Below are 18,954 nucleotides of genomic sequence, written 5' to 3' on the forward strand. Positions count from 1 at the left end.
CCCTGCCAAGGAGTGAAACAAAGAGCCGACTAAGCTGATATTTCCTACAGGAGATTCAGCCGATGTGCGGAAGACTCTCGCAATACCGGGGCATTCACGATTTCGTCGCAGTGCTGAGCATTCCCGATGCGTTGATCAATCATGTCGGCGAAGCGCCGCTGGCTCGATACAACGCAGCGCCGACCACCGCGCTTGCGGTCCTGCATCAACACGAACAACGTGTGTATGCGGACAACCTACGCTGGGGCTGGCGTCCGCACTGGGCAAAGGACCGCGCAGCACCGATCAATGCGCGGGTGGAGAAAGTCGCGCACGGGCCGTTTTTCCGCGCGATCTGGCGTCACCGCTTGATCGTGCCGGTCGATAACTGGTTCGAATGGGTCGATGCCGAGGACAAAACCCGACAACCATGGCTGATTCGTCGTGTGGATCATGGGCCAGTTTTCTGCGCCGCCATTGGGCAATTTCCGACACCGGGTGCCGATGCTCGTGACGACGATGGCTTCGTCATCATCACTGCCGACAGCATGGGCGGCATGCTCGATATCCACGACCGTCGACCGGTGGTGCTCAACGCCGAACTGGCTCGCGAATGGCTCGACCCGGCGACCCCGGTGGAACGAGCCGAGCAGATGCTGATGTTCGAGGGTGAAGACGCAACGGCGTTTGAGTGGCACAAGGTCGCCAAAGCCGTCGGCAACTCACGCAATCAAGGCCCCGAGTTGATCGCTGAAGTGGCCTGAAAATCTGCCAGCGCTACACGTTCTCTTATGTAGAAGCTGCCGAAGGCTGGGATGTTTTGCTTTTCAAGATCAAAAGATCGCAGCCTTCGGCAGCGCCTACAGGGTGACGCGTAGCGTTTACAAATAGTGTTTCAAAGTTGAGACAAGCGTATATAAAACAGTCGTTTGAGCGAACTAACCGCCTGTCTGACATTTCAATCGTCATACATACATTTACATTCGCTACGGATAGCATGCGCGCCGCATTTCCAATTGGTATACCAGTTGACTGCAAAGTCAACAAGCCAGAATTCCCCCATAACGTCTACAAGCCTTGCAGAGAAATAAGTTGCGCGACGATTTTGCAATCAAACAGGTCGGAGGCCTGGAGTGTATTCATCTGTCCACGACAGAACGCCTTCAACTCGACTGTTTTATCGGCCATTACATCAAGACACGAAACCTGAGTTCAGTCCCTGACATCGAACGTATCCTGCGCATCACTCTGGATGAGTATCCCGGCCAGGCGCCGGTGATGGTCAACGAGCTCAATGCCTGGATCGACCGAACTCTGGGTTACCGGGCGGCACACCCCGATTTCTCGCAGCTGGAAGACCTTTGAAACGCCAAAGCCCCGTTGATTCGGGGCTTTGGCAATTCATCATTCAAGGTTTTAGCGGGCGTTCCTGATCGCGATCCGATAGCTCTCGGCTGTCGTCATGTTTCCAGGTCTGCTCCTCTCTCCTCTTCTGTTGCTCGACCTCTTCTTCTGATGGCTCATCCTCATCATCCAGATGCGTTTTCTCAGTTGCCATATCCGCCTCGCTTTCAGAAGTCATTTATCGTCGATAAAGCGTAGAACAGTTTTCATCGCGCAACTTGTAACCACTCGACGCTGACAGCAAACACCATGTCCGGCTAACAAATGCGCTAAATCGCGCCGTCCGTGAGCCGCGGCTGGCGTAACATGGCACCCATCACAAATGCGTCAGGGAGACGACATGCTGTACCGAATCGCAGCCGACGGGCTGGTGCTGTTTCATTTGCTGTTCATTCTATTCGTGCTGTTCGGCGGACTGCTGGTGCTCAAGTGGCCGCGACTGATGTGGCTGCACTTGCCGGCCGCCGCGTGGGGCTTCGCGGTCGAGGTGTTGCACCTGACCTGCCCCCTGACCTATTGGGAAAACCTGATGCGCCACGCCGCCGGGCAAACCGAGTACGCCGGCGGTTTCATCGAACATTACATCTGGCCGATCATCTACCCGGCCGGGCTTACACCGCAGATTCAACTGGTGCTAGGCAGCGTGGTGCTGATGGTCAACCTGCTGGTTTACGGGCGATTGATCCGCTCGTGGAAACTGCGCCGAGCCAGCCGTATTTCGCTTTAACGCGACGCAGGCTTCAAGGCCTCCAGCCACGCCGGATCAAGGCGTGGCTGGTCGACATCGAGACCCAGCGCTTGCATCCGCTCTTTGTGCTGTTCGACTTCGCGATGCAACTGCGCATGATCGCTGGAGTTGCCATCCAGTTCATGCATCTGCGTCAGCCCCTGATGATAGAAGCGCAACACTTTCATCGCGATCGGGTCATTCTTTTCCACTGCCGCCGTCACCTGATGCATCACATTGGTCACGCTCATCAAATTGCGCTTGAGCCGCCAGCTATACACCGCCGGCGCCATCCAGCTCTGATTCCAGAAGCGCCCGCGCAGCAATGCCGCCGTCAGCAGAAATGCCAGAAAAACCCCGCCGACATTAAACCGCAGGTTATCGCCGCCCGGTTCTCCGAACAGCTGCACCGCCACCGTTGAAAGCAACATCGCCAGCACCAGGAACAGCACGGCGATGATCAGCGTGCTGCGGCGGGTCTGTTGGCGAAAAGTGGCGGCGTCCATCGACTGAATCTCGAACATCACTAACGACTTCCTTGAGCAAGAAAAAGAGGCACAACAGAAAAACGGGCCCGCGCATTATCGCCTCTGCGACGGATTTAGCTATGCTGGGGCCCCTTTTCATCTTTTCATCGTCCAACGGGGACATGGCGGTATAGCGCAGATCGTGCCATCTTCATTCATGGATACACACTATTCGGATGCCATTCGCCTGGTTCTGGGATGACATCGTTTTAAGGATCATTGCATGACCCAACGACACGTAATCAATGCTTCGGTCAGCCCCAAAGGCAGCCTGGAAACCCTTTCTCAACGTGAAGTGCAGCAACTGAGCGAAGCCGGATCCGGCAGCACCTACACCCTGTTCCGCCAGTGCGCCCTGGCCATCCTCAACACCGGCGCTCATGTCGATAACGCCAAGACCATTCTGGAAGCCTACAAGGACTTCGAAATCCGCATTCACCAGCAGGATCGCGGTGTGCGCCTTGAGTTGCTGAACGCTCCGGCCGATGCCTTCGTCGACGGCGAAATGATCGCCAGCACCCGGGAAATGCTGTTCAGCGCCCTGCGAGACATCGTCTACACCGAAAACGAACTCGACAGCCAACGCATCGATCTCAGCACCTCGCAAGGCATCAGCGACTACGTCTTTCACCTGCTGCGCAATGCCCGCACCCTGCGCCCGGGTGTCGAGCCGAAAATCGTCGTGTGCTGGGGCGGTCACTCGATCAACACCGAAGAATACAAATACACCAAGAAAGTCGGCCACGAACTGGGCCTGCGCAGCCTCGACATCTGCACCGGCTGCGGCCCCGGCGTGATGAAGGGCCCGATGAAAGGCGCGACCATCGCCCACGCCAAACAGCGTATTCACGGCGGTCGCTATCTCGGTCTGACCGAGCCGGGCATCATCGCTGCCGAAGCGCCAAACCCGATCGTCAATGAGCTGGTGATCCTGCCGGACATCGAGAAACGTCTGGAAGCGTTCGTGCGTGTCGGCCACGGCATCATCATCTTCCCGGGCGGTGCCGGTACGGCGGAAGAGTTCCTCTACCTGCTGGGCATCCTCATGCATCCGGACAACGAGGGCCTGCCGTTCCCGGTCATCCTGACCGGGCCGAAACATGCTGCACCGTATCTGGAGCAGCTCGACGCGTTCGTCATCGCGACCCTCGGTGAAGCGGCCAAGCAGCACTACGAAATCATCATCGACGACCCGACTGAAGTCGCGCGTCAGATGACCCAGGGCCTTAAAGCCGTGAAGCAGTTCCGCCGCGAGCGTAACGACGCGTTCCACTTCAACTGGCTGCTGAAGATTGACGAGGGCTTCCAGCGTCCGTTCGATCCGACCCACGAAAACATGGCCAACCTGAAACTGCACCGCGACCAGCCACCGCATGAACTCGCGGCCAACCTGCGCCGGGCGTTCTCAGGGATCGTGGCCGGTAACGTCAAGGACAAGGGCATTCGTCTGATCGAGGAACACGGCCCGTACCAGATCCGTGGTGACGCCGCGATCATGCAACCGCTCGACGCGCTGCTCAAAGCCTTCGTCGCCCAGCACCGGATGAAACTGCCGGGCGGCGCGGCGTATGTGCCGTGCTATCGAGTGGTGGCGTAAGGTTCAGCCGCACGAGACCCTTGTAGGAGCTGCGGCACGCTGCGATCTTTTGATCTTGTTTTTAAAGGTCAAAATCAAAAGATCGCAGCGTGCCGCAGCTCCTACAGGAATTTGTGTCAGGCAAAGATCTTGTGCTCAACGCAAGACTCTGTGGGAGCTGGCTTGCCAGCGATGACGGCCGAACGTTCACCCTCAACCCCGCAGCCTCTCTAAATCCGTCAACCGCGCCGCCAACGCCTTCGCCTGCAACGCCACATCCGTCACCGCCGTACTCTCCCACCACACCCCGCGCAACGGCGGGCCCATTGCGAACAAGCGATTCGCTGTTTGCCCGTGTTCGTCCTCAACAGCTCCGTCAGTCGCTGCCGCAATCCCTAACGCCAAAGGCCCAGGCTGCACCAGACCCCGCGCCAACAATTGCTGTGGCAACGGTCGCGCCACACGACGCCAGTCATATTCGATGCCGCTGGAGTTGATCAGCGCTGCGCCATGTACCACGCAGGTTTGCGCTTCACCCCGCGGACGGATGCGAATACTCACACCACCCTCCGCGCAAGGCTCAAGCCCTTTGAACGAAGCTGCGTGAATGCGCAACCGCCCTTCGCTATGCAGACGCTCGACCAACTGTGCACTCAGCGGTGGCGAACGATGGTGATGGCTTTCCCACCAAGGCCGCACATGACGTACGAATTGTCGACGCTGCACGTCAGTCGCCTGGCTCCAAAGTCGGCCGATGTGTGCACGCACCGTGTCCAGTGGCGCTTGCCAATCGATGCCTTGAGCGATGGCGTCGCGGCAATGCCGTCGCAACTCGCGCAGTAACTGTCCGGGGGAACGAATGCCGTGGTCTTCAGCAAGAAAATCTGGCCAGCCCGGCGGTTGTCGACGAACATGGGGCAGCAAGCCATGACGGGAAAACACCTCGATCGGCCCACGATGCCCAGCCTGCTCCAGCGACACCACGGCATCGACCATGGTCAGGCCGGAACCGATGATCAGCACGCTCGATTGCGCATCGAGCTGACGCATGGTCGCTACATTCCAAGGGTCCAGAGCGGCAGCGTTGAGACCACTGGATTGCGTCTGCGGTGTGCGCGCGGCCGGGAACATGCCGGTGGCGAGTACTGCGTACGCGCCGTGCAATTGTTGGTCATTGTCCAGGGTGAGCTGCACTGAATCCGTATCGATTTGCAGATCGACGGCTTCTGCGAGGATGTGCTCGACGGTCGAACCCTGCTGCGCGCCGTCCTCTCGTGCTTCGGCTAAACGCTGCTGCACGTAAACGCCGAACAGTCCGCGCGGCGGGAACAATTCACTGACCGGCACCTGTTGCTCGGCAGACTCGGGCCAGCCGCCCGAAGCGATGTGCTCGGCCAGCCATTGCGTCAGGTCATCCGGGTTATCCGGATCGACGCTCATCCGCGCCGCGTTGCCATTGAGCGTGTGGCCCAACTCCACCGCACTATAGGCCTCACCACGGCCGAGCTCCGCGCGCGGCTCAATGACCAGAATCCGCCGCTGGCCTGGCCGACGCAACAACTGCACCGCCAGCATCGTGCCGCTGAGGCCACCGCCGATGATCAGAAAGTCTGCGTGCTGGTTCATTCAAATCACCACATTACGCACAAACCGCGCCGCCACCGGCCCATCATTGCGATAAGCATGCGGCTGATTACTGGCAAACATGAAGAACTCCCCCGTGCCGATCTGTTGCGCATGATCGCCAAGCATCAACGTCAGGCAACCCTCAAATACATAAATCTGTTCACTCCAGCCATCGGCGTCCGGTTGCGACGGATAGACCTCGCCTGGTTGCAGGCACCATTCCCATTGCTCGACTTCGCGGGTAGCGGTGGCTTTGGACAGCAACACGGCTTTGCTGCCGGGCATGCTCCCGGCCCACGCCACTTCGTTGATGCGGCTCGGATCGCGCGCGTCAGGGGCCTGGATCAAATCGCTGAAGGCAACATCGAGTGCTTCGGCGACGCGATCGAGGGTGGTCAGGCTGACGTTCTTTTCGCCCGCCTCGATCGCCACCAGCATCCGCCGACTCACTCCGGACTTTTCCGCCAGCGCGGTCTGGCTCATGTCGGCAGCGTGCCGCAAGCGCCGGACGTTCTGGCTGACGTGTTGCAGGACGGAGGCGCGTTGGCTGGAATCTTTGTGCACTATATTGCTCACTCGGTGGGGTTGGGCAGTATACTGCGCAACATTTGGCGCATTGTGCGTCGCTCTTTCTCCCGCGCGCAAGGACATGACGTCAGTGAATCGCTCCGACACCCCCTCTCGTTTCTCCCGCTTCAGCAAGGCCGAGTGGGTGCTGGTGGTGATCACCATGATCTGGGGCGGCACCTTTTTGCTGGTGCAGCATGCGATGACCGTCAGCGGCCCGATGTTCTTCGTCGGCCTGCGCTTTGCCGCCGCAGCGGCCATCGTCGCGCTTTTTTCGTGGCGACACCTGCGTGAGCTGACCTTGTTCGAACTCAAGGCCGGCGCCTTCATTGGCGTAGCAATCATGCTCGGTTACGGCCTGCAGACGGTCGGGTTGCAGACAATTCCTAGCAGTCAGTCGGCGTTCATCACTGCGTTGTACGTCCCGTTCGTGCCGTTGCTGCAATGGCTGGTGCTGGGGCGGCGACCGGGCTTGATGCCGAGCATTGGCATCATGCTGGCGTTTACCGGATTGATGCTGTTGTCGGGGCCGTCCGGAGCCTCGCTGAACTTCAGCCCCGGTGAAATCGCCACACTGATCAGCGCCGTAGCCATTGCAGCTGAAATCATTTTGATCAGCACCTACGCCGGCCAGGTGGATGTGCGCCGGGTGACCGTGGTGCAACTGGCAACGACCTCGGTGTTGTCATTTTTGATGGTGGTGCCGACTGGCGAAGCGCTTCCGGATTTTTCCTGGCTGCTGCTCGCAACAGCTTTGGGCCTGGGCGCGGCGAGTGCGGCCATTCAGGTAGCGATGAACTGGGCGCAGAAGAGTGTTTCGCCGACGCGAGCGACGCTGATCTATGCCGGTGAGCCGGTATGGGCAGGGATTGTCGGGCGGCTTGCTGGCGAGCGTTTGCCGGCGATTGCTCTGTTGGGCGCCGGGTTGATTGTGGCGGCGGTGATCGTCAGTGAGTTGAAGACCAAGGGTAAGCATTCGGAGGAAGTGCTGGAGGATTTTGACCGCGAGACTGAGCGCTGAGGATCTTGAAGATCAAAAGATCGCAGCCTTCGCCAGCCCCTACATTGGAATACGTTTTTCTGTAGGAGCTGCCGCAGGCTGCGATCTTTTTTCGCCCTTGAAACAAGGCCAAACACAAATATCCAGACTACTTTGTAGGATTCTGAGACATCCTGGCGTTTGGTGATCGGGGAGCTGGCACGTATGATGCTTCACAAACTTCCGCAGATTAGAAGCCTATGTCCCTGATAGTTCTACTGCTTCTGCCATTCATTGGCAGCTGTCTGGCAGCGGTGCTGCCACACAATGCGCGTAACACCGAATCCCTGTTGGCAGGTCTGGTCGCTCTGATCGGCGTCGTCCAGGTCGCTTTGTTGTACCCGCAGATCGCCAATGGCGGCGTCATTCGCGAAGAATTCATGTGGTTACCCAGTCTCGGGCTGAACTTCGTTCTGCGCATGGACGGTTTCGCCTGGCTGTTCTCGATACTGGTACTCGGGATCGGCTCACTCGTCTCTTTATATGCCCGCTACTACATGTCACCGGACGACCCGGTGCCGCGATTCTTCGCATTTTTCCTGGCGTTCATGGGCGCCATGCTTGGCCTGGTGATCTCCGGCAACCTCATCCAGATCGTGTTTTTCTGGGAGCTGACCAGCCTCTTCTCTTTCCTGCTGATCGGTTACTGGCACCACCGCTCCGATGCCCGTCGTGGCGCCTACATGGCGCTGATGGTCACAGGCGCCGGCGGACTATGCCTGCTGGCGGGGGTCATGATCCTCGGCCATGTCGTCGGCAGCTATGACCTTGACAAGGTCCTGGCCGCCGGCGACCTGATTCGCGCACATGCCCTCTACCCAATCCTGTTACCCCTCATTCTCATCGGCGCCTTAAGCAAAAGCGCCCAGTTTCCCTTCCACTTCTGGCTGCCCCACGCTATGGCGGCGCCCACGCCGGTCTCGGCGTATCTGCACTCGGCGACCATGGTCAAGGCCGGGGTTTTCCTGCTCGCACGCCTGTGGCCATCGCTGTCCGGCAGTGAGGAATGGTTCTACATCGTCAGCGGCGCTGGCGCGTGTACGCTGTTGCTCGGCGCGTATTGCGCAATGTTCCAGAACGACCTCAAAGGCTTGCTCGCCTACTCAACCATCAGCCACCTGGGCCTGATCACGTTGCTGCTGGGCCTGAACAGTCCGCTGGCTGCCGTTGCCGCGGTATTCCATATCCTCAACCACGCCACGTTCAAAGCCTCGCTGTTCATGGCCGCGGGCATCATCGACCACGAGAGCGGCACCCGCGACATCCGCAAGCTCAGCGGTCTGATCAAGCTGATTCCGTTTACCGCAACGCTGGCGATGGTTGCCAGCGCGTCGATGGCCGGCGTGCCACTTCTCAACGGTTTCCTGTCGAAAGAGATGTTCTTCGCCGAAACCGTGTTCATCAATGCCACGGCGTGGGTTGAAGCCGCGCTGCCGATTGTCGCAACCATTGCCGGTACATTCAGCGTCGCCTATTCCCTGCGTTTCACCGTCGATGTGTTCTTCGGCCCACCGGCAACCGACCTGCCCCACACCCCGCACGAGCCGCCGCGCTGGATGCGTGCACCGGTCGAGTTGCTGGTGTTTACCTGCCTGATCGTGGGGATTTTCCCGGCACAAGTGGTCGGCCCGCTGCTCGCCGCCGCCGCGCAGCCCGTAGTGGGTGGCACCTTGCCGGAGTACAGCCTGGCAATCTGGCACGGCCTGAACGCACCGATGATCATGAGCCTGATCGCCATGTCCGGTGGCATCGTGCTTTACCTGTTACTGCGTAATCAGTTCAGACACGGCCGCTTCAAATACCCGCCACTGGTGGGACGCTTCAACGGCAAGCGTCTGTTCGAGCGCAGCCTGGTAGTGATGATGCGCATGGCCCGGCGCGTTGAACGCCGACTCGGCACCCGACGCCTGCAAATGCAGTTGTTCCTGATGGTCTTGGCGGCAGTGCTCGCGGGCCTGATTCCGATGCTGCACAGCAGCCTGAGCTGGGGTGACCGGCCGAAGATTCCGGGCTCGATCGTTTTCGTGACCCTGTGGCTGCTGGCAATTGCTTGCGCCCTCGGCGCCGCGTGGCAGGCCAAGTATCACCGTCTCGCCGCGCTGACCATGGTCAGCGTCTGTGGCTTGATGACCTGCGTGACCTTCGTCTGGTTCTCCGCTCCGGATCTGGCGCTGACGCAATTGGCCGTCGAAGTGGTGACCACCGTGCTGATCCTGCTGGGGCTGCGCTGGTTGCCACGGCGGATCGAAGAGGTTTCGCCACTGCCGAGCACGCTGCGCAAGGCACGCATTCGCCGTGTGCGCGACTTGATGCTGTCGATTGCGGTCGGCGCCGGCATGGCGTTGCTGTCCTACGCAATGCTCACGCGGCAGACGCCGAATGACATTTCCTCGTTCTACCTCAGTCGCGCCCTGCCTGAGGGCGGTGGCAGCAACGTGGTCAACGTGATGCTGGTGGACTTCCGTGGTTTCGACACCCTGGGTGAAATTACCGTGCTGGTCGCTGTGGCATTGACGGTGTTCGCCCTGCTGCGCCGCTTCCGCCCCCCAAAAGAAAGCCTGCAACTGCCGGCCCAGCAGCGCTTGCTGGCACCGGACGTGGTCACCGACCTGGTCAACCCGCGTTCGGCCAGCGACACCGCGCTCGGCTTCATGATGGTCCCGGCGGTGCTGGTGCGTCTGCTATTGCCGATTGCGCTGGTGGTGTCGTTCTACCTGTTCATGCGCGGACACAATCAGCCGGGCGGCGGATTTGTCGCCGGGCTGGTGATGTCGGTGGCGTTCATCCTGCAATACATGGTCGCCGGTACGCAGTGGGTCGAGGCACAAATGAGCCTGCGGCCACTGCGCTGGATGGGCACGGGGCTGCTCTTTGCCACCGCCACCGGGCTTGGTGCGATGGTGGCCGGGTATCCGTTCCTCACCACCCACACCTGGCATTTCACCCTGCCGCTGCTGGGTGACATCCATATCGCCAGCGCGTTGTTCTTTGACATTGGCGTGTACGGCGTGGTGGTCGGCTCGACGCTATTGATCCTCACCGCTCTCGCCCACCAATCGGTACGTGGTCACAAGAACGCGTCCCTGCCCAAGGCCGTTGCCAGCAAAGGAGCCGTCTGATGGAAGAAGTCATCGCAATCGCCATTGGCATTCTCGCCGCCTCCGGCGTCTGGCTGATCCTGCGCCCACGTACGTTCCAGGTGGTCATGGGCCTGTGCCTACTGTCCTACGCGGTCAACCTGTTCATCTTCAGCATGGGCAGCCTGTTCATCGGCAAGGAGCCGGTGATCAAGGACGGCGTGACCCAGGACTTGCTGCACTACACCGATCCGCTGCCGCAGGCGCTGGTATTGACCGCAATCGTCATCAGCTTCGCCATGACCGCATTGTTCCTCGTCGTTCTGCTCGCCTCGCGCGGCCTGACCGGCACCGACCACGTCGACGGCCGGGAGCCTAAAGAATGATGGCGATGACTCACCTGATCGCCGCACCGATTCTGCTGCCGCTGCTGACTGCCGCGATCATGCTGATGCTCGGCGAGCGGCACCGCCCGCTGAAGGCGAAAATCAACCTGTTCTCCAGCCTCCTCGGCCTGTTCATCTCAGTGATGCTGCTGCAATGGACGCAAACCACCGGCGTGCCCGGCTCGATCGGCGTTTACCTGCCGGGCAACTGGCAGGCGCCGTTCGGCATCGTGCTGGTGGTTGATCGGCTCTCGGCGCTGATGCTGGTGCTCACCGGGGTCATTGGCGTCAGCGCCCTGCTGTTTGCGATGGCACGTTGGGACGGCGCGGGATCGAGCTTCCACGCGTTGTTCCAGATCCAGTTGATGGGTTTGTATGGCGCGTTCCTGACCGCTGACCTGTTCAACCTGTTCGTGTTCTTTGAAGTGCTGCTGGCCGCCTCTTATGGCCTCTTGCTCCATGGCTCGGGCCGGGCACGGGTTTCTTCGGGGCTGCATTACATTTCGATCAACCTGCTCGCCTCGTCGCTGTTTCTGATCGGCGCGGCGTTGATCTACGGCGTCACTGGCACCCTGAACATGGCCGACCTGGCGGTGAAAATTCCGCTGGTTCCGGAAGCCGACCAAGGTCTGCTGCACGCCGGCGCAGGCATTCTCGCGGTAGCGTTCCTGGCCAAGGCCGGCATGTGGCCGCTGAACTTCTGGCTGGTGCCGGCCTACTCTTCGGCCAGCGCACCGGTAGCGGCGATGTTCGCGATCATGACCAAGGTCGGCGTCTACACCCTGCTGCGCCTGTGGACGCTGCTGTTCTCCGCCCAAGCCGGAGCCTCGGCGTTCTTCGGTGGCGACTGGCTGATCTACGGCGGCATGGTGACCATGGCCTGCGCGGCGTTGGCGATTCTTGCCGCGCAACGCCTTGAGCGCATGGCCAGCCTGAGCATTCTGGTGTCGGCGGGAATTCTGCTGTCGGCCGTCGGTTTCGCGCAGCCGAACCTGATCGGTGCGGCGTTGTTCTATCTGGTCAGTTCGACGCTGGCGTTGAGTGCGCTGTTCCTGCTGGCCGAGTTGATCGAGCGTTCGCGCTCGGCCAACGAAATTCCACTGGAAGACGAAAGCGAATTGCTGCCGCGACCACAGGAATCCCTGCAACCGCCCAAAGGCATCAACCTCGACGACGAGCAGAAAGCCGTGGTCGGCCAGGTCATCCCATGGACCATGGCGTTTCTCGGCTTGAGCTTTATCGCCTGCGCCCTGCTCATCATCGGCATGCCGCCGCTGTCCGGTTTCATCGGCAAACTCAACCTGATCAGCGCGTTACTCAATCCGCTGGGATTGGGCACCGCCGCGCCGATTTCCAACGCGGCATGGGCGCTGCTGGCGCTGTTGATACTGTCCGGCTTGGCAGCGTTGATGGCATTCTCGCGTCTCGGCATCCAGCGCTTCTGGACGCCAGAAGAGCGCCCGTCACCGCTGCTGCGCAAACTCGAATGTGCGCCGATTTTCCTGCTGCTGGGGCTGAGCATCGTCCTGACCTTCAAAGCTGAGCCGCTGATGCGTTACACCCAGGCCACTGCTGACGCATTGAATAATCCCCAGCAATACGTCAATGCCGTGCTCGGCACTCGCGCCGTACCGAGCCCGGAAAGCAAGGCCGCCCTGTTGGAGGTGCAGCCATGAAGCGTGTATTTCCGGCACCGTTGCTTTCATTGGCGCTGTGTATCTTGTGGCTGACGCTAAACCTGTCAATCAGCCCCGGCAACCTGCTGCTCGGCGCAATACTTGGTTTCGCGGCGCCATTGATGATGCGCAAATTGCGTCCCAAGCAAGTGCGTATTCGCCGTCCATGGACAATCGTGCGGCTGCTCCTTCTGGTTGGTCGTGATGTGGTGATGTCCAACTTGATCGTCGCTTGGGGTGTACTGAATGCAGGTCGTCGTCCGCCGCGCTCAAGCTTCATCAAAGTGCCGCTGGACCTGCGAGACGCCCATGGTCTGGCGACATTGTCGATGATCTGCACGGTAGTGCCCGGCACGGTGTGGTCAGAACTGGCGCTGGATCGCAGCATTCTGCTGGTACACGTATGGGATCTTGATGACGAAGCGCAATTCATCGAGCACTTCAAGAGCACTTACGAGCGGCCGCTGATGGAGATTTTCGAATGAGCCCATTACTGTCGAATGCGATTCTGCTGACGCTGTTTCTTTTCTGTCTGGCCATGCTGCTGACGCTGTTGCGTCTGTTCAAAGGGCCATCGGCACAAGATCGGGTACTCGCGCTGGACTATCTGTACATCGTTGCGATGCTGATGATGCTGACTCTTGGCATTCGCTATTCCAGTGACACTTACTTTGAGGCAGCGCTGCTGATCGCGCTGTTCGGCTTCGTCGGTTCGTTTGCCCTGGCGAAATTCCTGCTGCGTGGCGAGGTCATCGAATGAACGCGGAACTGTCTCTTTGGGTTGAGATTCCTGTGGCGATCCTGCTGGTGCTCAGCGGCGTGTTTGCCTTGATCGGCGCAATCGGGTTGCTGCGGATGAAGGACTACTTCCAGCGCATGCACCCGCCGGCACTGGCGTCGACGCTGGGAGCGTGGTGTGTGGCGCTAGCCTCGATCATTTGTTTTTCAGCGCTGAAGTCCGGGCCGGTGCTGCATGCCTGGCTGATTCCGATTTTATTGGCAATCACGGTACCGGTGACCACGTTGCTACTGGCGCGGGCGGCGTTGTTCCGCAAACGCATGGCCGGGGATGATGTGCCGGCGGAAGTCAGTAGTCGCTCCAGTGAAAGCGGTAGCTGAATTCAGACTTTGTGGTGCCGGGGCGGGCCTCTTCGCGGGCAGGCCCGGTCATCACATAAATCTGCTCAGCCTCAAATCCAAGCCACCGCCAACAACCCCGCCCCCAACACCGCACACAACGGCGAATAAACCCACGTATCCAGCCGCGCAAAACGTGAGCCCTTCACCTCCTTGAAAAACCCCACCAGATGCGAATCACCAATCGCCCGGGCAAACATCAGCAACGCAATGACACTGATCACCCACTGCAACGCCTTGTGATGAACCGGCGCCACGCCCCACCCGACCCGCAGACACACCAGCGCGGCAATCGCCAATAACCCAGCCGCCACCAACAACGTGAGCCATCCCGATGGCTTGAACGCCGGTCGTAGCGTGGCCACCAAACCTTCCACCGGAACCTGCGGAACTGCCACCACCGCCGCCCATTGCCCACCCAACGCCCAATACACATGCACCAGGCTGATCACCGCAAACACTGTCACCAGCCATTGAGCCAACACAAAGGTCATGGTTGAAATCCTTGAAAGGGATTTGAACAAATCATCCTAGTCGCATTTTTTTCAAGTGCACGACCGATCAGCGGTAAGGTAAAGTGCCGCCCCATGAAATTCTCCCGTTCCGACCGATCACTGCTGGCCTGGATGCTCTATTGCTGCGTCCTGTTCAACGTGTTCGCTTGCAGCATCGGTCACGGGCAAATGGTCGGCATGCAGCTCAACGGCATCGGCGGCCAGTTCTGTACAGTCGACCCGGCGACTCAAGCGCCGCTGGCCTCCAATCCCAGCGAAGAACAACTGCCGACGCTGTCCAAAGCCTTCGGCTGTCCGCTGTGTTCTGTCGGCGGCGGCATGGGGCCAGCGTTCAACTCCAGCCTGACCCTGGCGATCCTCCCGGAACAACACAGCCCGCCGCTGGCGCCCATTGCCAGCGCCGACCTCCCAGCCCGCTTCACCTGGCCCTCGGCCAACCCACGAGCCCCACCGCTCGCCTGAGTGTTCCTGCCTTTTTGATTTGTCGGCCCACTGCGCCAACGCGCGGCGTTTGCCTGTGCGCTGACTCCTAGACATGCATTCAGGATTCAATGATGAAACAACTCACTTTGCTGGCGAGCCTGTGCGGCTGCCTGTCCGTTAACGCCTGGGCGCAATCCACCATGGAACTGGCGCCGATCAACATTGATGGCGAATCCGGCAGCGAACCGGGCCTGAGCCTCGACCAGTCCAGCGGCATGGCTTCGCGACTCGGCTTGAGCGTCCGCGACACACCCGCTTCGGTGGCTATCGCCAATCGCAACGACATCGAGCGCCACGGCGCACAGAACTTCCAGGACGCCGCCAACACCCTGCCCGGCGTCAATGCCATCGCACCGCCAGGCTTCGGCGGATTCATCTCCTATCGCGGCTTCACCAGCAGCCAGATCACGCAGATGTTCAACGGCATCAACGTTTCCGGAGGCCTCGCCCGTCCTGTCGATGCGTGGATCTATGACCGAGTGGAGTTGGTGGGCGGTCCGTCGTCACTAATCAATGGCGCAGGTTCGGTCGGTGGTTCGTTGAACTACGTGACCAGACTGGCGACCCGCGATGAACGGGCCGTTGAAGGCAGGGTCAGTTACGGCACCTACGACACCACCGAAACCGCGTTCGGCCTCAACCATGCGCTGACCGATCCAGGCAGCGAGGTGCAGCACTACGCGCGCCTGGACGTCAGCCACAACACCAGCAATGGCTACATCGATCGACAGGAGCGCGATGCCTGGAGCGTGGCGTTTTCGATACTCAGCGATTTCACACCAAACCTGTCGCATACCCTGGCCCTGGAGTATCAGGACGAACACGAAGACAGCCCTTACTGGGGCACGCCCGCACTTAACCCCAAGGCCGGCGAGTTGAAGATTGATAAACACAATCGCTTCAACAACTACAACGTCGAGGACGGCCGCTACGAACAGCGGACAATCTGGGTGCGGTCGATCATCGACTACCGGATAAACGACAGCACCACCCTGCGCAATACGCTGTACCACCTCGACAGCCAACGCGATTACCGCAATCTCGAGACCTACCAATACAACGCCGACAACTCGGCAGTGAATCGTTCGACGGCGTATCAGGTGCGGCACCAAGGCGAACAGAACGGCAACCAGTTCGAACTGCGCCACGACAACACTTGGTTGGGACTTGATACGACGTGGTCCGGCGGTTTCGAATACAAGGTCAACCAAACCACCAACTCGCCGCTCAACATAAAAGACGCGAGCGCGGTAAACCCGAACCACTATCGTCCTGGGTATTTCTACGAAATTCCCGGCACCAACCCCGCACTGATCAGTGACAAGACCAACGAGGTCACCACCAAAGCGCTGTTTGTGGAAAACCGTCTGGCGTTGACCGACAAACTGTCGCTGCTCACCGGCCTGCGTTATGACGACATCGATCTGGACGTGACCAACCACCGCGCCGTGACCGCCGCCAATCCAAGGCACCTCAAGCGCAGTTGGGAGCCTGTCACGGGGCGCGCAGGCCTGACTTACCAGTTCATCCCTTCGGCCAACGTCTACGTGCAATACAGCACCGCGGCTGAACAACCCAACGGCACACAGGACTTCGACGTATCGACCGGCAAGCAATGGGAAATCGGCAGCAAGTTCGACTACCTGAACGGGCGAGGCTCGGCGACCGTGGCGGCTTACACCATTGAGCGAAAGGACTTCGCCGTCACCGATCCACTGGATCCGACCCGCAGCATTGCGGTGGGCCAGCAGACGTCAAAAGGGATCGAGATTGCCAGCTCCTTGCGCATTACCGACAGACTGCTGGCCGAGGGCAATTTCGCCTGGGTTGACGCGCAGTACGATGATTTCACGGAAAAAAACGCCGCGGGCGCCGTGGTTTCGCGCAAGGGCAACACGCCCACCAATGTCCCGGACCGGGTTGGCAACCTCTGGCTGACTTATGATTTTTCGCCGCAATGGCAAGGTGGGGTCGATGCGCGATACGTCGCATCGGTATTTGCCGACAGCGCCAACACCCTGACCGTGCCGTCGTACACGCTGTTTGGCAGCTTCCTCAGTTACAAGGTCGATTCGCACACCACCGTGACCGGTCGGGTGCGTAATTTGACGAATGAGGTGTATGCCGAGTTTGCGCATGTATCGCCAGCGTATTACCTGGGTACACCACGCACCTTTGAGTTGGCGGTGCAGACCCGATTCTAAAAGCATCGCGGGCAAGCCCGCTCCCACAGTGACGGGTGTCGTATACATATTTTGTATTCGACGGAAAAACCTGTGGGAGCGGGCTTGCCCGCGATGAGGCCTGTGGCATCAACCCTCTATTTCAGATCAGCCGACACCTTATCCGCCACATCCTTCGGCAACCACGCCTGCCACACATCCGGATGCGCCTTCATGAACGCTTCAGCCGCCTGACGCGGTGCGGTGTGCTTCTCGCTCATGTCGGCCAACGCCTTGTTCAGCTCAGCAATCGGGAAATCGACTTTGCTGAAGAACTCGGCAATCTGCGGATACTGCTTCTGAAATGGCGTAGACACGCCAATCGACAGTTTCGACGCCAGCGAGCGGGTTGGTTTCGGGTTGGGATTATCAGCGTCAGTCAGGGTTTTCCATGCCTCGGCATCAAACGGCGGCTCTTCCAGCTGCACCAGTTTGAACTTGCCCAGCAACGGCGTCGGCGACCAGTAATAAAACAGCACCGGTTTACCGCGACGAATAGAAGAACTGATCTCGGCGTCGAGCGCGGCACCCGAGCCACTGCGGAAATTGGTGAAGTCGTCCTGCAACCCGTAAGCCGTGAGTTTCTGCTTGTTGACCACTTCTGAAGTCCAGCCAATCGGGCTGTTGAGGAAACGCCCCTTGCTCGGGTTTTCCGGGTCTTTGAACACGTCCTTGTATTTCTTCAGATCGCTGACACTGCGCAAGTCCGGTGCCAGCGGCTTGATGCCCTTGGCCGGGTCACCCTTGATCACGTATTCCGGCACCCACCAGCCTTCGGTGGCGCCCTTGACCGTATCGCCCAGGCTCACCACCTTACCTTCAGCCTCAGCCTTGACCCACACCGGACTGCGCCCAGCCCACTCCTCGCCAATGACCTGAATATCATTGTTGGCCAGCGCGGTTTCCAGGGTAATGGTGGTGCCGGGCAAGGTGTCGGTTGGCAACCCGTAGCCCTTCTCGACGATGATCCGCAAGACATCGGTGATCAGGCTGCCGCTTTCCCAATTCAGGTCGGCGAAATGGATCGGCGCCTGTGCTGCCATCGTCGATTGCGCTGACGCCAGCAGGCCGAATGTCGCCACGCTGGCGGCCAATAACCGTCGAAATCCGTTCATGCATTACACCTCGTGCTGTTCACAGCAATGACAGGATGGCCTGACAGAAGACCGCAAGCCTCTGAATACTCAGTCAACTGACTGTAGACGAGGTTCCTGCTTTTTCAGGGCATGGCCCCAGACGAGGTTAGCTTTCAGACTTTTCCTGCAAGCTTTGAAGCTCGCGTCTGACCATGCTGGCGTATTTCGCTGGACGCAACGCATAGATCTGCGAGGCCACCCATCCCAGCCACGCGCCTTGCAACTCGGCCTTCATGGCGAACAATCGCCCGGCCTCATCACGCGCCTTGTCGATGTTCTGCGAATGAAAATCGGCGCGACTCAAACCGCCGATCACTCGCTGGCCTTGAAGGTCACCAGTTCGCCCTTGCGCCACTTCGCGGCTTTGCCAGTGACGGCTTTCAGGGTCTTGGTCAGGCCTTCCTGCAATTGCTCATTGGCGGCGAACACGGTCACCACGCTGTGACCTTCCTTGAACAGGATCGCATGGCCATCAGCGCTATCAACGAAGGCGTAATCGCCAAGCCCATAAACCGTGAGTTTTATTTCACGAAAACGGATATCCATCTTGCCACCTTCACGGCTGGGCAAGACCGATGCACTGAAGTGGTCGCCGACCTTGAGCTTCAGTCCTGGTTTGTCATCGACTACCAACGCACTTTGCGTGTCGATCTCGGCAACGTAAATGCCTTCCGCGCTTTGCTCGGTGATGTAAACAAAACGCGATTGGAACTGCTTGACCAGCTTTGCACGCAAATCACCCAGCACGAACAAAGCATGCATATCGAGATTACTGACTGCCAAAGAAACATCCCCACATCTGAAAAACCGCACACGGGAAACGCGCACGGCAAAAAACGGCCAGGCCGATGGCACTGCCAATTGACTCAAATAAAAA

21 protein-coding genes are annotated in these 18,954 nt (G+C 59.4%); 13 read left to right on the forward strand and 8 right to left on the reverse strand.

The genetic code is table 11. The features are described 5' to 3' along the window. Positions 1-62: 62 nt before the first annotated feature. Together H8B20_RS14380 and H8B20_RS14385 are read left to right on the forward strand one after the other, a co-directional pair. Entirely contained in the window at positions 63-743 is a 681-nt protein-coding gene (locus tag H8B20_RS14380) for an SOS response-associated peptidase (RefSeq protein ID WP_210623598.1), read from the forward strand. 328 nt (positions 744-1,071) lie between these two features. Continuing rightward, a complete protein-coding gene (locus H8B20_RS14385; protein ID WP_042559564.1) occupies positions 1,072-1,344 on the forward strand; it encodes a hypothetical protein in 273 nt (90 codons plus the stop codon). Positions 1,345-1,387: 43 nt separating this feature from the next. Here H8B20_RS14385 and H8B20_RS14390 read toward each other — a convergent pair whose 3' ends face one another. After that, positions 1,388-1,561 carry a hypothetical protein gene (locus H8B20_RS14390; protein ID WP_155401132.1) on the reverse strand — a complete coding sequence of 58 codons (174 nt, stop codon included), beginning with the start codon at positions 1,559-1,561 and terminating at the stop codon, positions 1,388-1,390. Between the two features lie 162 nt (positions 1,562-1,723). Between H8B20_RS14390 and H8B20_RS14395 the strand changes: the two genes are divergently transcribed. Continuing rightward, complete coding sequence (locus H8B20_RS14395) at positions 1,724-2,110, forward strand: DUF2784 domain-containing protein (RefSeq protein WP_042559565.1); 387 nt, start codon at positions 1,724-1,726, stop codon at positions 2,108-2,110. Here the strand turns inward: H8B20_RS14395 and H8B20_RS14400 are convergent. Next, entirely contained in the window at positions 2,107-2,634 is a 528-nt protein-coding gene (locus H8B20_RS14400) for a DUF3087 family protein (RefSeq protein ID WP_210623600.1), read from the reverse strand. The two genes, H8B20_RS14395 and H8B20_RS14400, sit on opposite strands and share 4 nt — an antisense overlap. A gap of 226 nt (positions 2,635-2,860) precedes the next feature. Here H8B20_RS14400 and ppnN point away from each other — a divergent pair, with 226 nt between their 5' ends. Next, positions 2,861-4,234: a nucleotide 5'-monophosphate nucleosidase PpnN gene (gene ppnN, locus H8B20_RS14405; RefSeq protein WP_042559566.1), complete on the forward strand. Its 1,374-nt coding sequence runs from the start codon at positions 2,861-2,863 to the stop codon at positions 4,232-4,234. Between the two features lie 192 nt (positions 4,235-4,426). Here ppnN and H8B20_RS14410 read toward each other — a convergent pair whose 3' ends face one another. Then, complete coding sequence (locus H8B20_RS14410) at positions 4,427-5,839, reverse strand: FAD/NAD(P)-binding protein (RefSeq protein WP_210623601.1); 1,413 nt, start codon at positions 5,837-5,839, stop codon at positions 4,427-4,429. Further along, a complete protein-coding gene (locus H8B20_RS14415) occupies positions 5,840-6,403 on the reverse strand; it encodes a helix-turn-helix domain-containing protein (protein WP_210623603.1) in 564 nt (187 codons plus the stop codon). Positions 6,404-6,488: 85 nt separating this feature from the next. Between H8B20_RS14415 and H8B20_RS14420 the strand changes: the two genes are divergently transcribed. From H8B20_RS14420 to H8B20_RS14450, 7 genes are all read left to right on the forward strand, one after another. Further along, positions 6,489-7,427: a DMT family transporter gene (locus H8B20_RS14420; protein WP_210623605.1), complete on the forward strand. Its 939-nt coding sequence runs from the start codon at positions 6,489-6,491 to the stop codon at positions 7,425-7,427. A gap of 218 nt (positions 7,428-7,645) precedes the next feature. Beyond that, positions 7,646-10,564 (forward strand): monovalent cation/H+ antiporter subunit A, encoded by a 2,919-nt coding sequence (locus tag H8B20_RS14425; protein WP_210623607.1) that lies wholly within the window; start codon positions 7,646-7,648, stop codon positions 10,562-10,564. Then, positions 10,564-10,908 carry a Na+/H+ antiporter subunit C gene (locus H8B20_RS14430; protein WP_016775082.1) on the forward strand — a complete coding sequence of 115 codons (345 nt, stop codon included), beginning with the start codon at positions 10,564-10,566 and terminating at the stop codon, positions 10,906-10,908. Before H8B20_RS14425 ends, H8B20_RS14430 begins: the two co-directional genes overlap by 1 nt. After that, positions 10,905-12,584, forward strand: a complete 1,680-nt coding sequence (locus H8B20_RS14435; RefSeq protein ID WP_047301749.1) for a monovalent cation/H+ antiporter subunit D — start codon at positions 10,905-10,907, stop codon at positions 12,582-12,584. Before H8B20_RS14430 ends, H8B20_RS14435 begins: the two co-directional genes overlap by 4 nt. Continuing rightward, positions 12,581-13,069, forward strand: a complete 489-nt coding sequence (locus tag H8B20_RS14440; RefSeq protein WP_042559572.1) for a Na+/H+ antiporter subunit E — start codon at positions 12,581-12,583, stop codon at positions 13,067-13,069. Before H8B20_RS14435 ends, H8B20_RS14440 begins: the two co-directional genes overlap by 4 nt. Next, entirely contained in the window at positions 13,066-13,344 is a 279-nt protein-coding gene (locus tag H8B20_RS14445) for a K+/H+ antiporter subunit F (RefSeq protein WP_042559573.1), read from the forward strand. Before H8B20_RS14440 ends, H8B20_RS14445 begins: the two co-directional genes overlap by 4 nt. Further along, positions 13,341-13,703 (forward strand): Na+/H+ antiporter subunit G, encoded by a 363-nt coding sequence (locus H8B20_RS14450; RefSeq protein WP_042559574.1) that lies wholly within the window; start codon positions 13,341-13,343, stop codon positions 13,701-13,703. The genes H8B20_RS14445 and H8B20_RS14450 overlap by 4 nt, the downstream gene beginning before the upstream one ends. A gap of 71 nt (positions 13,704-13,774) precedes the next feature. Here H8B20_RS14450 and H8B20_RS14455 read toward each other — a convergent pair whose 3' ends face one another. Then, positions 13,775-14,215, reverse strand: a complete 441-nt coding sequence (locus H8B20_RS14455) for a DUF3995 domain-containing protein (protein WP_210623609.1) — start codon at positions 14,213-14,215, stop codon at positions 13,775-13,777. Between the two features lie 93 nt (positions 14,216-14,308). Here H8B20_RS14455 and H8B20_RS14460 point away from each other — a divergent pair, with 93 nt between their 5' ends. Then, positions 14,309-14,698 carry a DUF2946 domain-containing protein gene (locus H8B20_RS14460; protein WP_042559576.1) on the forward strand — a complete coding sequence of 130 codons (390 nt, stop codon included), beginning with the start codon at positions 14,309-14,311 and terminating at the stop codon, positions 14,696-14,698. Between the two features lie 92 nt (positions 14,699-14,790). Then, positions 14,791-16,923: a TonB-dependent receptor gene (locus H8B20_RS14465; RefSeq protein WP_210623611.1), complete on the forward strand. Its 2,133-nt coding sequence runs from the start codon at positions 14,791-14,793 to the stop codon at positions 16,921-16,923. A 116-nt stretch (positions 16,924-17,039) separates the two neighbouring features. Here H8B20_RS14465 and H8B20_RS14470 read toward each other — a convergent pair whose 3' ends face one another. The 3 genes from H8B20_RS14470 to H8B20_RS14480 form a co-directional block, all read right to left on the reverse strand. Then, the gene (locus H8B20_RS14470) at positions 17,040-18,056 is read right to left on the reverse strand and encodes an ABC transporter substrate-binding protein (protein WP_150592186.1); all 1,017 of its coding nucleotides are present in this window, start codon (positions 18,054-18,056) and stop codon (positions 17,040-17,042) included. Between the two features lie 127 nt (positions 18,057-18,183). Then, the gene (locus tag H8B20_RS14475) at positions 18,184-18,381 is read right to left on the reverse strand and encodes a hypothetical protein (RefSeq protein WP_210623613.1); all 198 of its coding nucleotides are present in this window, start codon (positions 18,379-18,381) and stop codon (positions 18,184-18,186) included. An 8-nt stretch (positions 18,382-18,389) separates the two neighbouring features. Then, positions 18,390-18,860, reverse strand: coding sequence for a hypothetical protein (locus H8B20_RS14480; protein WP_080896030.1), 471 nt, complete (start codon positions 18,858-18,860; stop codon positions 18,390-18,392). Between the last annotated feature and the right edge of the window lie 94 nt (positions 18,861-18,954).

The sequence above is a fragment of the Pseudomonas sp. P42 genome (assembly GCF_017973755.1).
GTDB classification, from domain to species: domain Bacteria; phylum Pseudomonadota; class Gammaproteobacteria; order Pseudomonadales; family Pseudomonadaceae; genus Aquipseudomonas; species Aquipseudomonas iridis.

Coding starts and splice junctions, on each gene's coding strand:
- H8B20_RS14380 (WP_210623598.1), top strand. CDS start 63: ATGTGCGGAAGACTCTCGCAATACCGGGGCATTCACGATTTCGTCGCA.
- H8B20_RS14390 (WP_155401132.1), bottom strand. CDS start 1,561: ATGACTTCTGAAAGCGAGGCGGATATGGCAACTGAGAAAACGCATCTG.
- H8B20_RS14395 (WP_042559565.1), top strand. CDS start 1,724: ATGCTGTACCGAATCGCAGCCGACGGGCTGGTGCTGTTTCATTTGCTG.
- H8B20_RS14400 (WP_210623600.1), bottom strand. CDS start 2,634: ATGTTCGAGATTCAGTCGATGGACGCCGCCACTTTTCGCCAACAGACC.
- ppnN (WP_042559566.1), top strand. CDS start 2,861: ATGACCCAACGACACGTAATCAATGCTTCGGTCAGCCCCAAAGGCAGC.
- H8B20_RS14410 (WP_210623601.1), bottom strand. CDS start 5,839: ATGAACCAGCACGCAGACTTTCTGATCATCGGCGGTGGCCTCAGCGGC.
- H8B20_RS14420 (WP_210623605.1), top strand. CDS start 6,489: ATGACGTCAGTGAATCGCTCCGACACCCCCTCTCGTTTCTCCCGCTTC.
- H8B20_RS14425 (WP_210623607.1), top strand. CDS start 7,646: ATGTCCCTGATAGTTCTACTGCTTCTGCCATTCATTGGCAGCTGTCTG.
- H8B20_RS14430 (WP_016775082.1), top strand. CDS start 10,564: ATGGAAGAAGTCATCGCAATCGCCATTGGCATTCTCGCCGCCTCCGGC.
- H8B20_RS14435 (WP_047301749.1), top strand. CDS start 10,905: ATGATGGCGATGACTCACCTGATCGCCGCACCGATTCTGCTGCCGCTG.
- H8B20_RS14440 (WP_042559572.1), top strand. CDS start 12,581: ATGAAGCGTGTATTTCCGGCACCGTTGCTTTCATTGGCGCTGTGTATC.
- H8B20_RS14445 (WP_042559573.1), top strand. CDS start 13,066: ATGAGCCCATTACTGTCGAATGCGATTCTGCTGACGCTGTTTCTTTTC.
- H8B20_RS14450 (WP_042559574.1), top strand. CDS start 13,341: ATGAACGCGGAACTGTCTCTTTGGGTTGAGATTCCTGTGGCGATCCTG.
- H8B20_RS14455 (WP_210623609.1), bottom strand. CDS start 14,215: ATGACCTTTGTGTTGGCTCAATGGCTGGTGACAGTGTTTGCGGTGATC.
- H8B20_RS14460 (WP_042559576.1), top strand. CDS start 14,309: ATGAAATTCTCCCGTTCCGACCGATCACTGCTGGCCTGGATGCTCTAT.
- H8B20_RS14465 (WP_210623611.1), top strand. CDS start 14,791: ATGAAACAACTCACTTTGCTGGCGAGCCTGTGCGGCTGCCTGTCCGTT.
- H8B20_RS14470 (WP_150592186.1), bottom strand. CDS start 18,056: ATGAACGGATTTCGACGGTTATTGGCCGCCAGCGTGGCGACATTCGGC.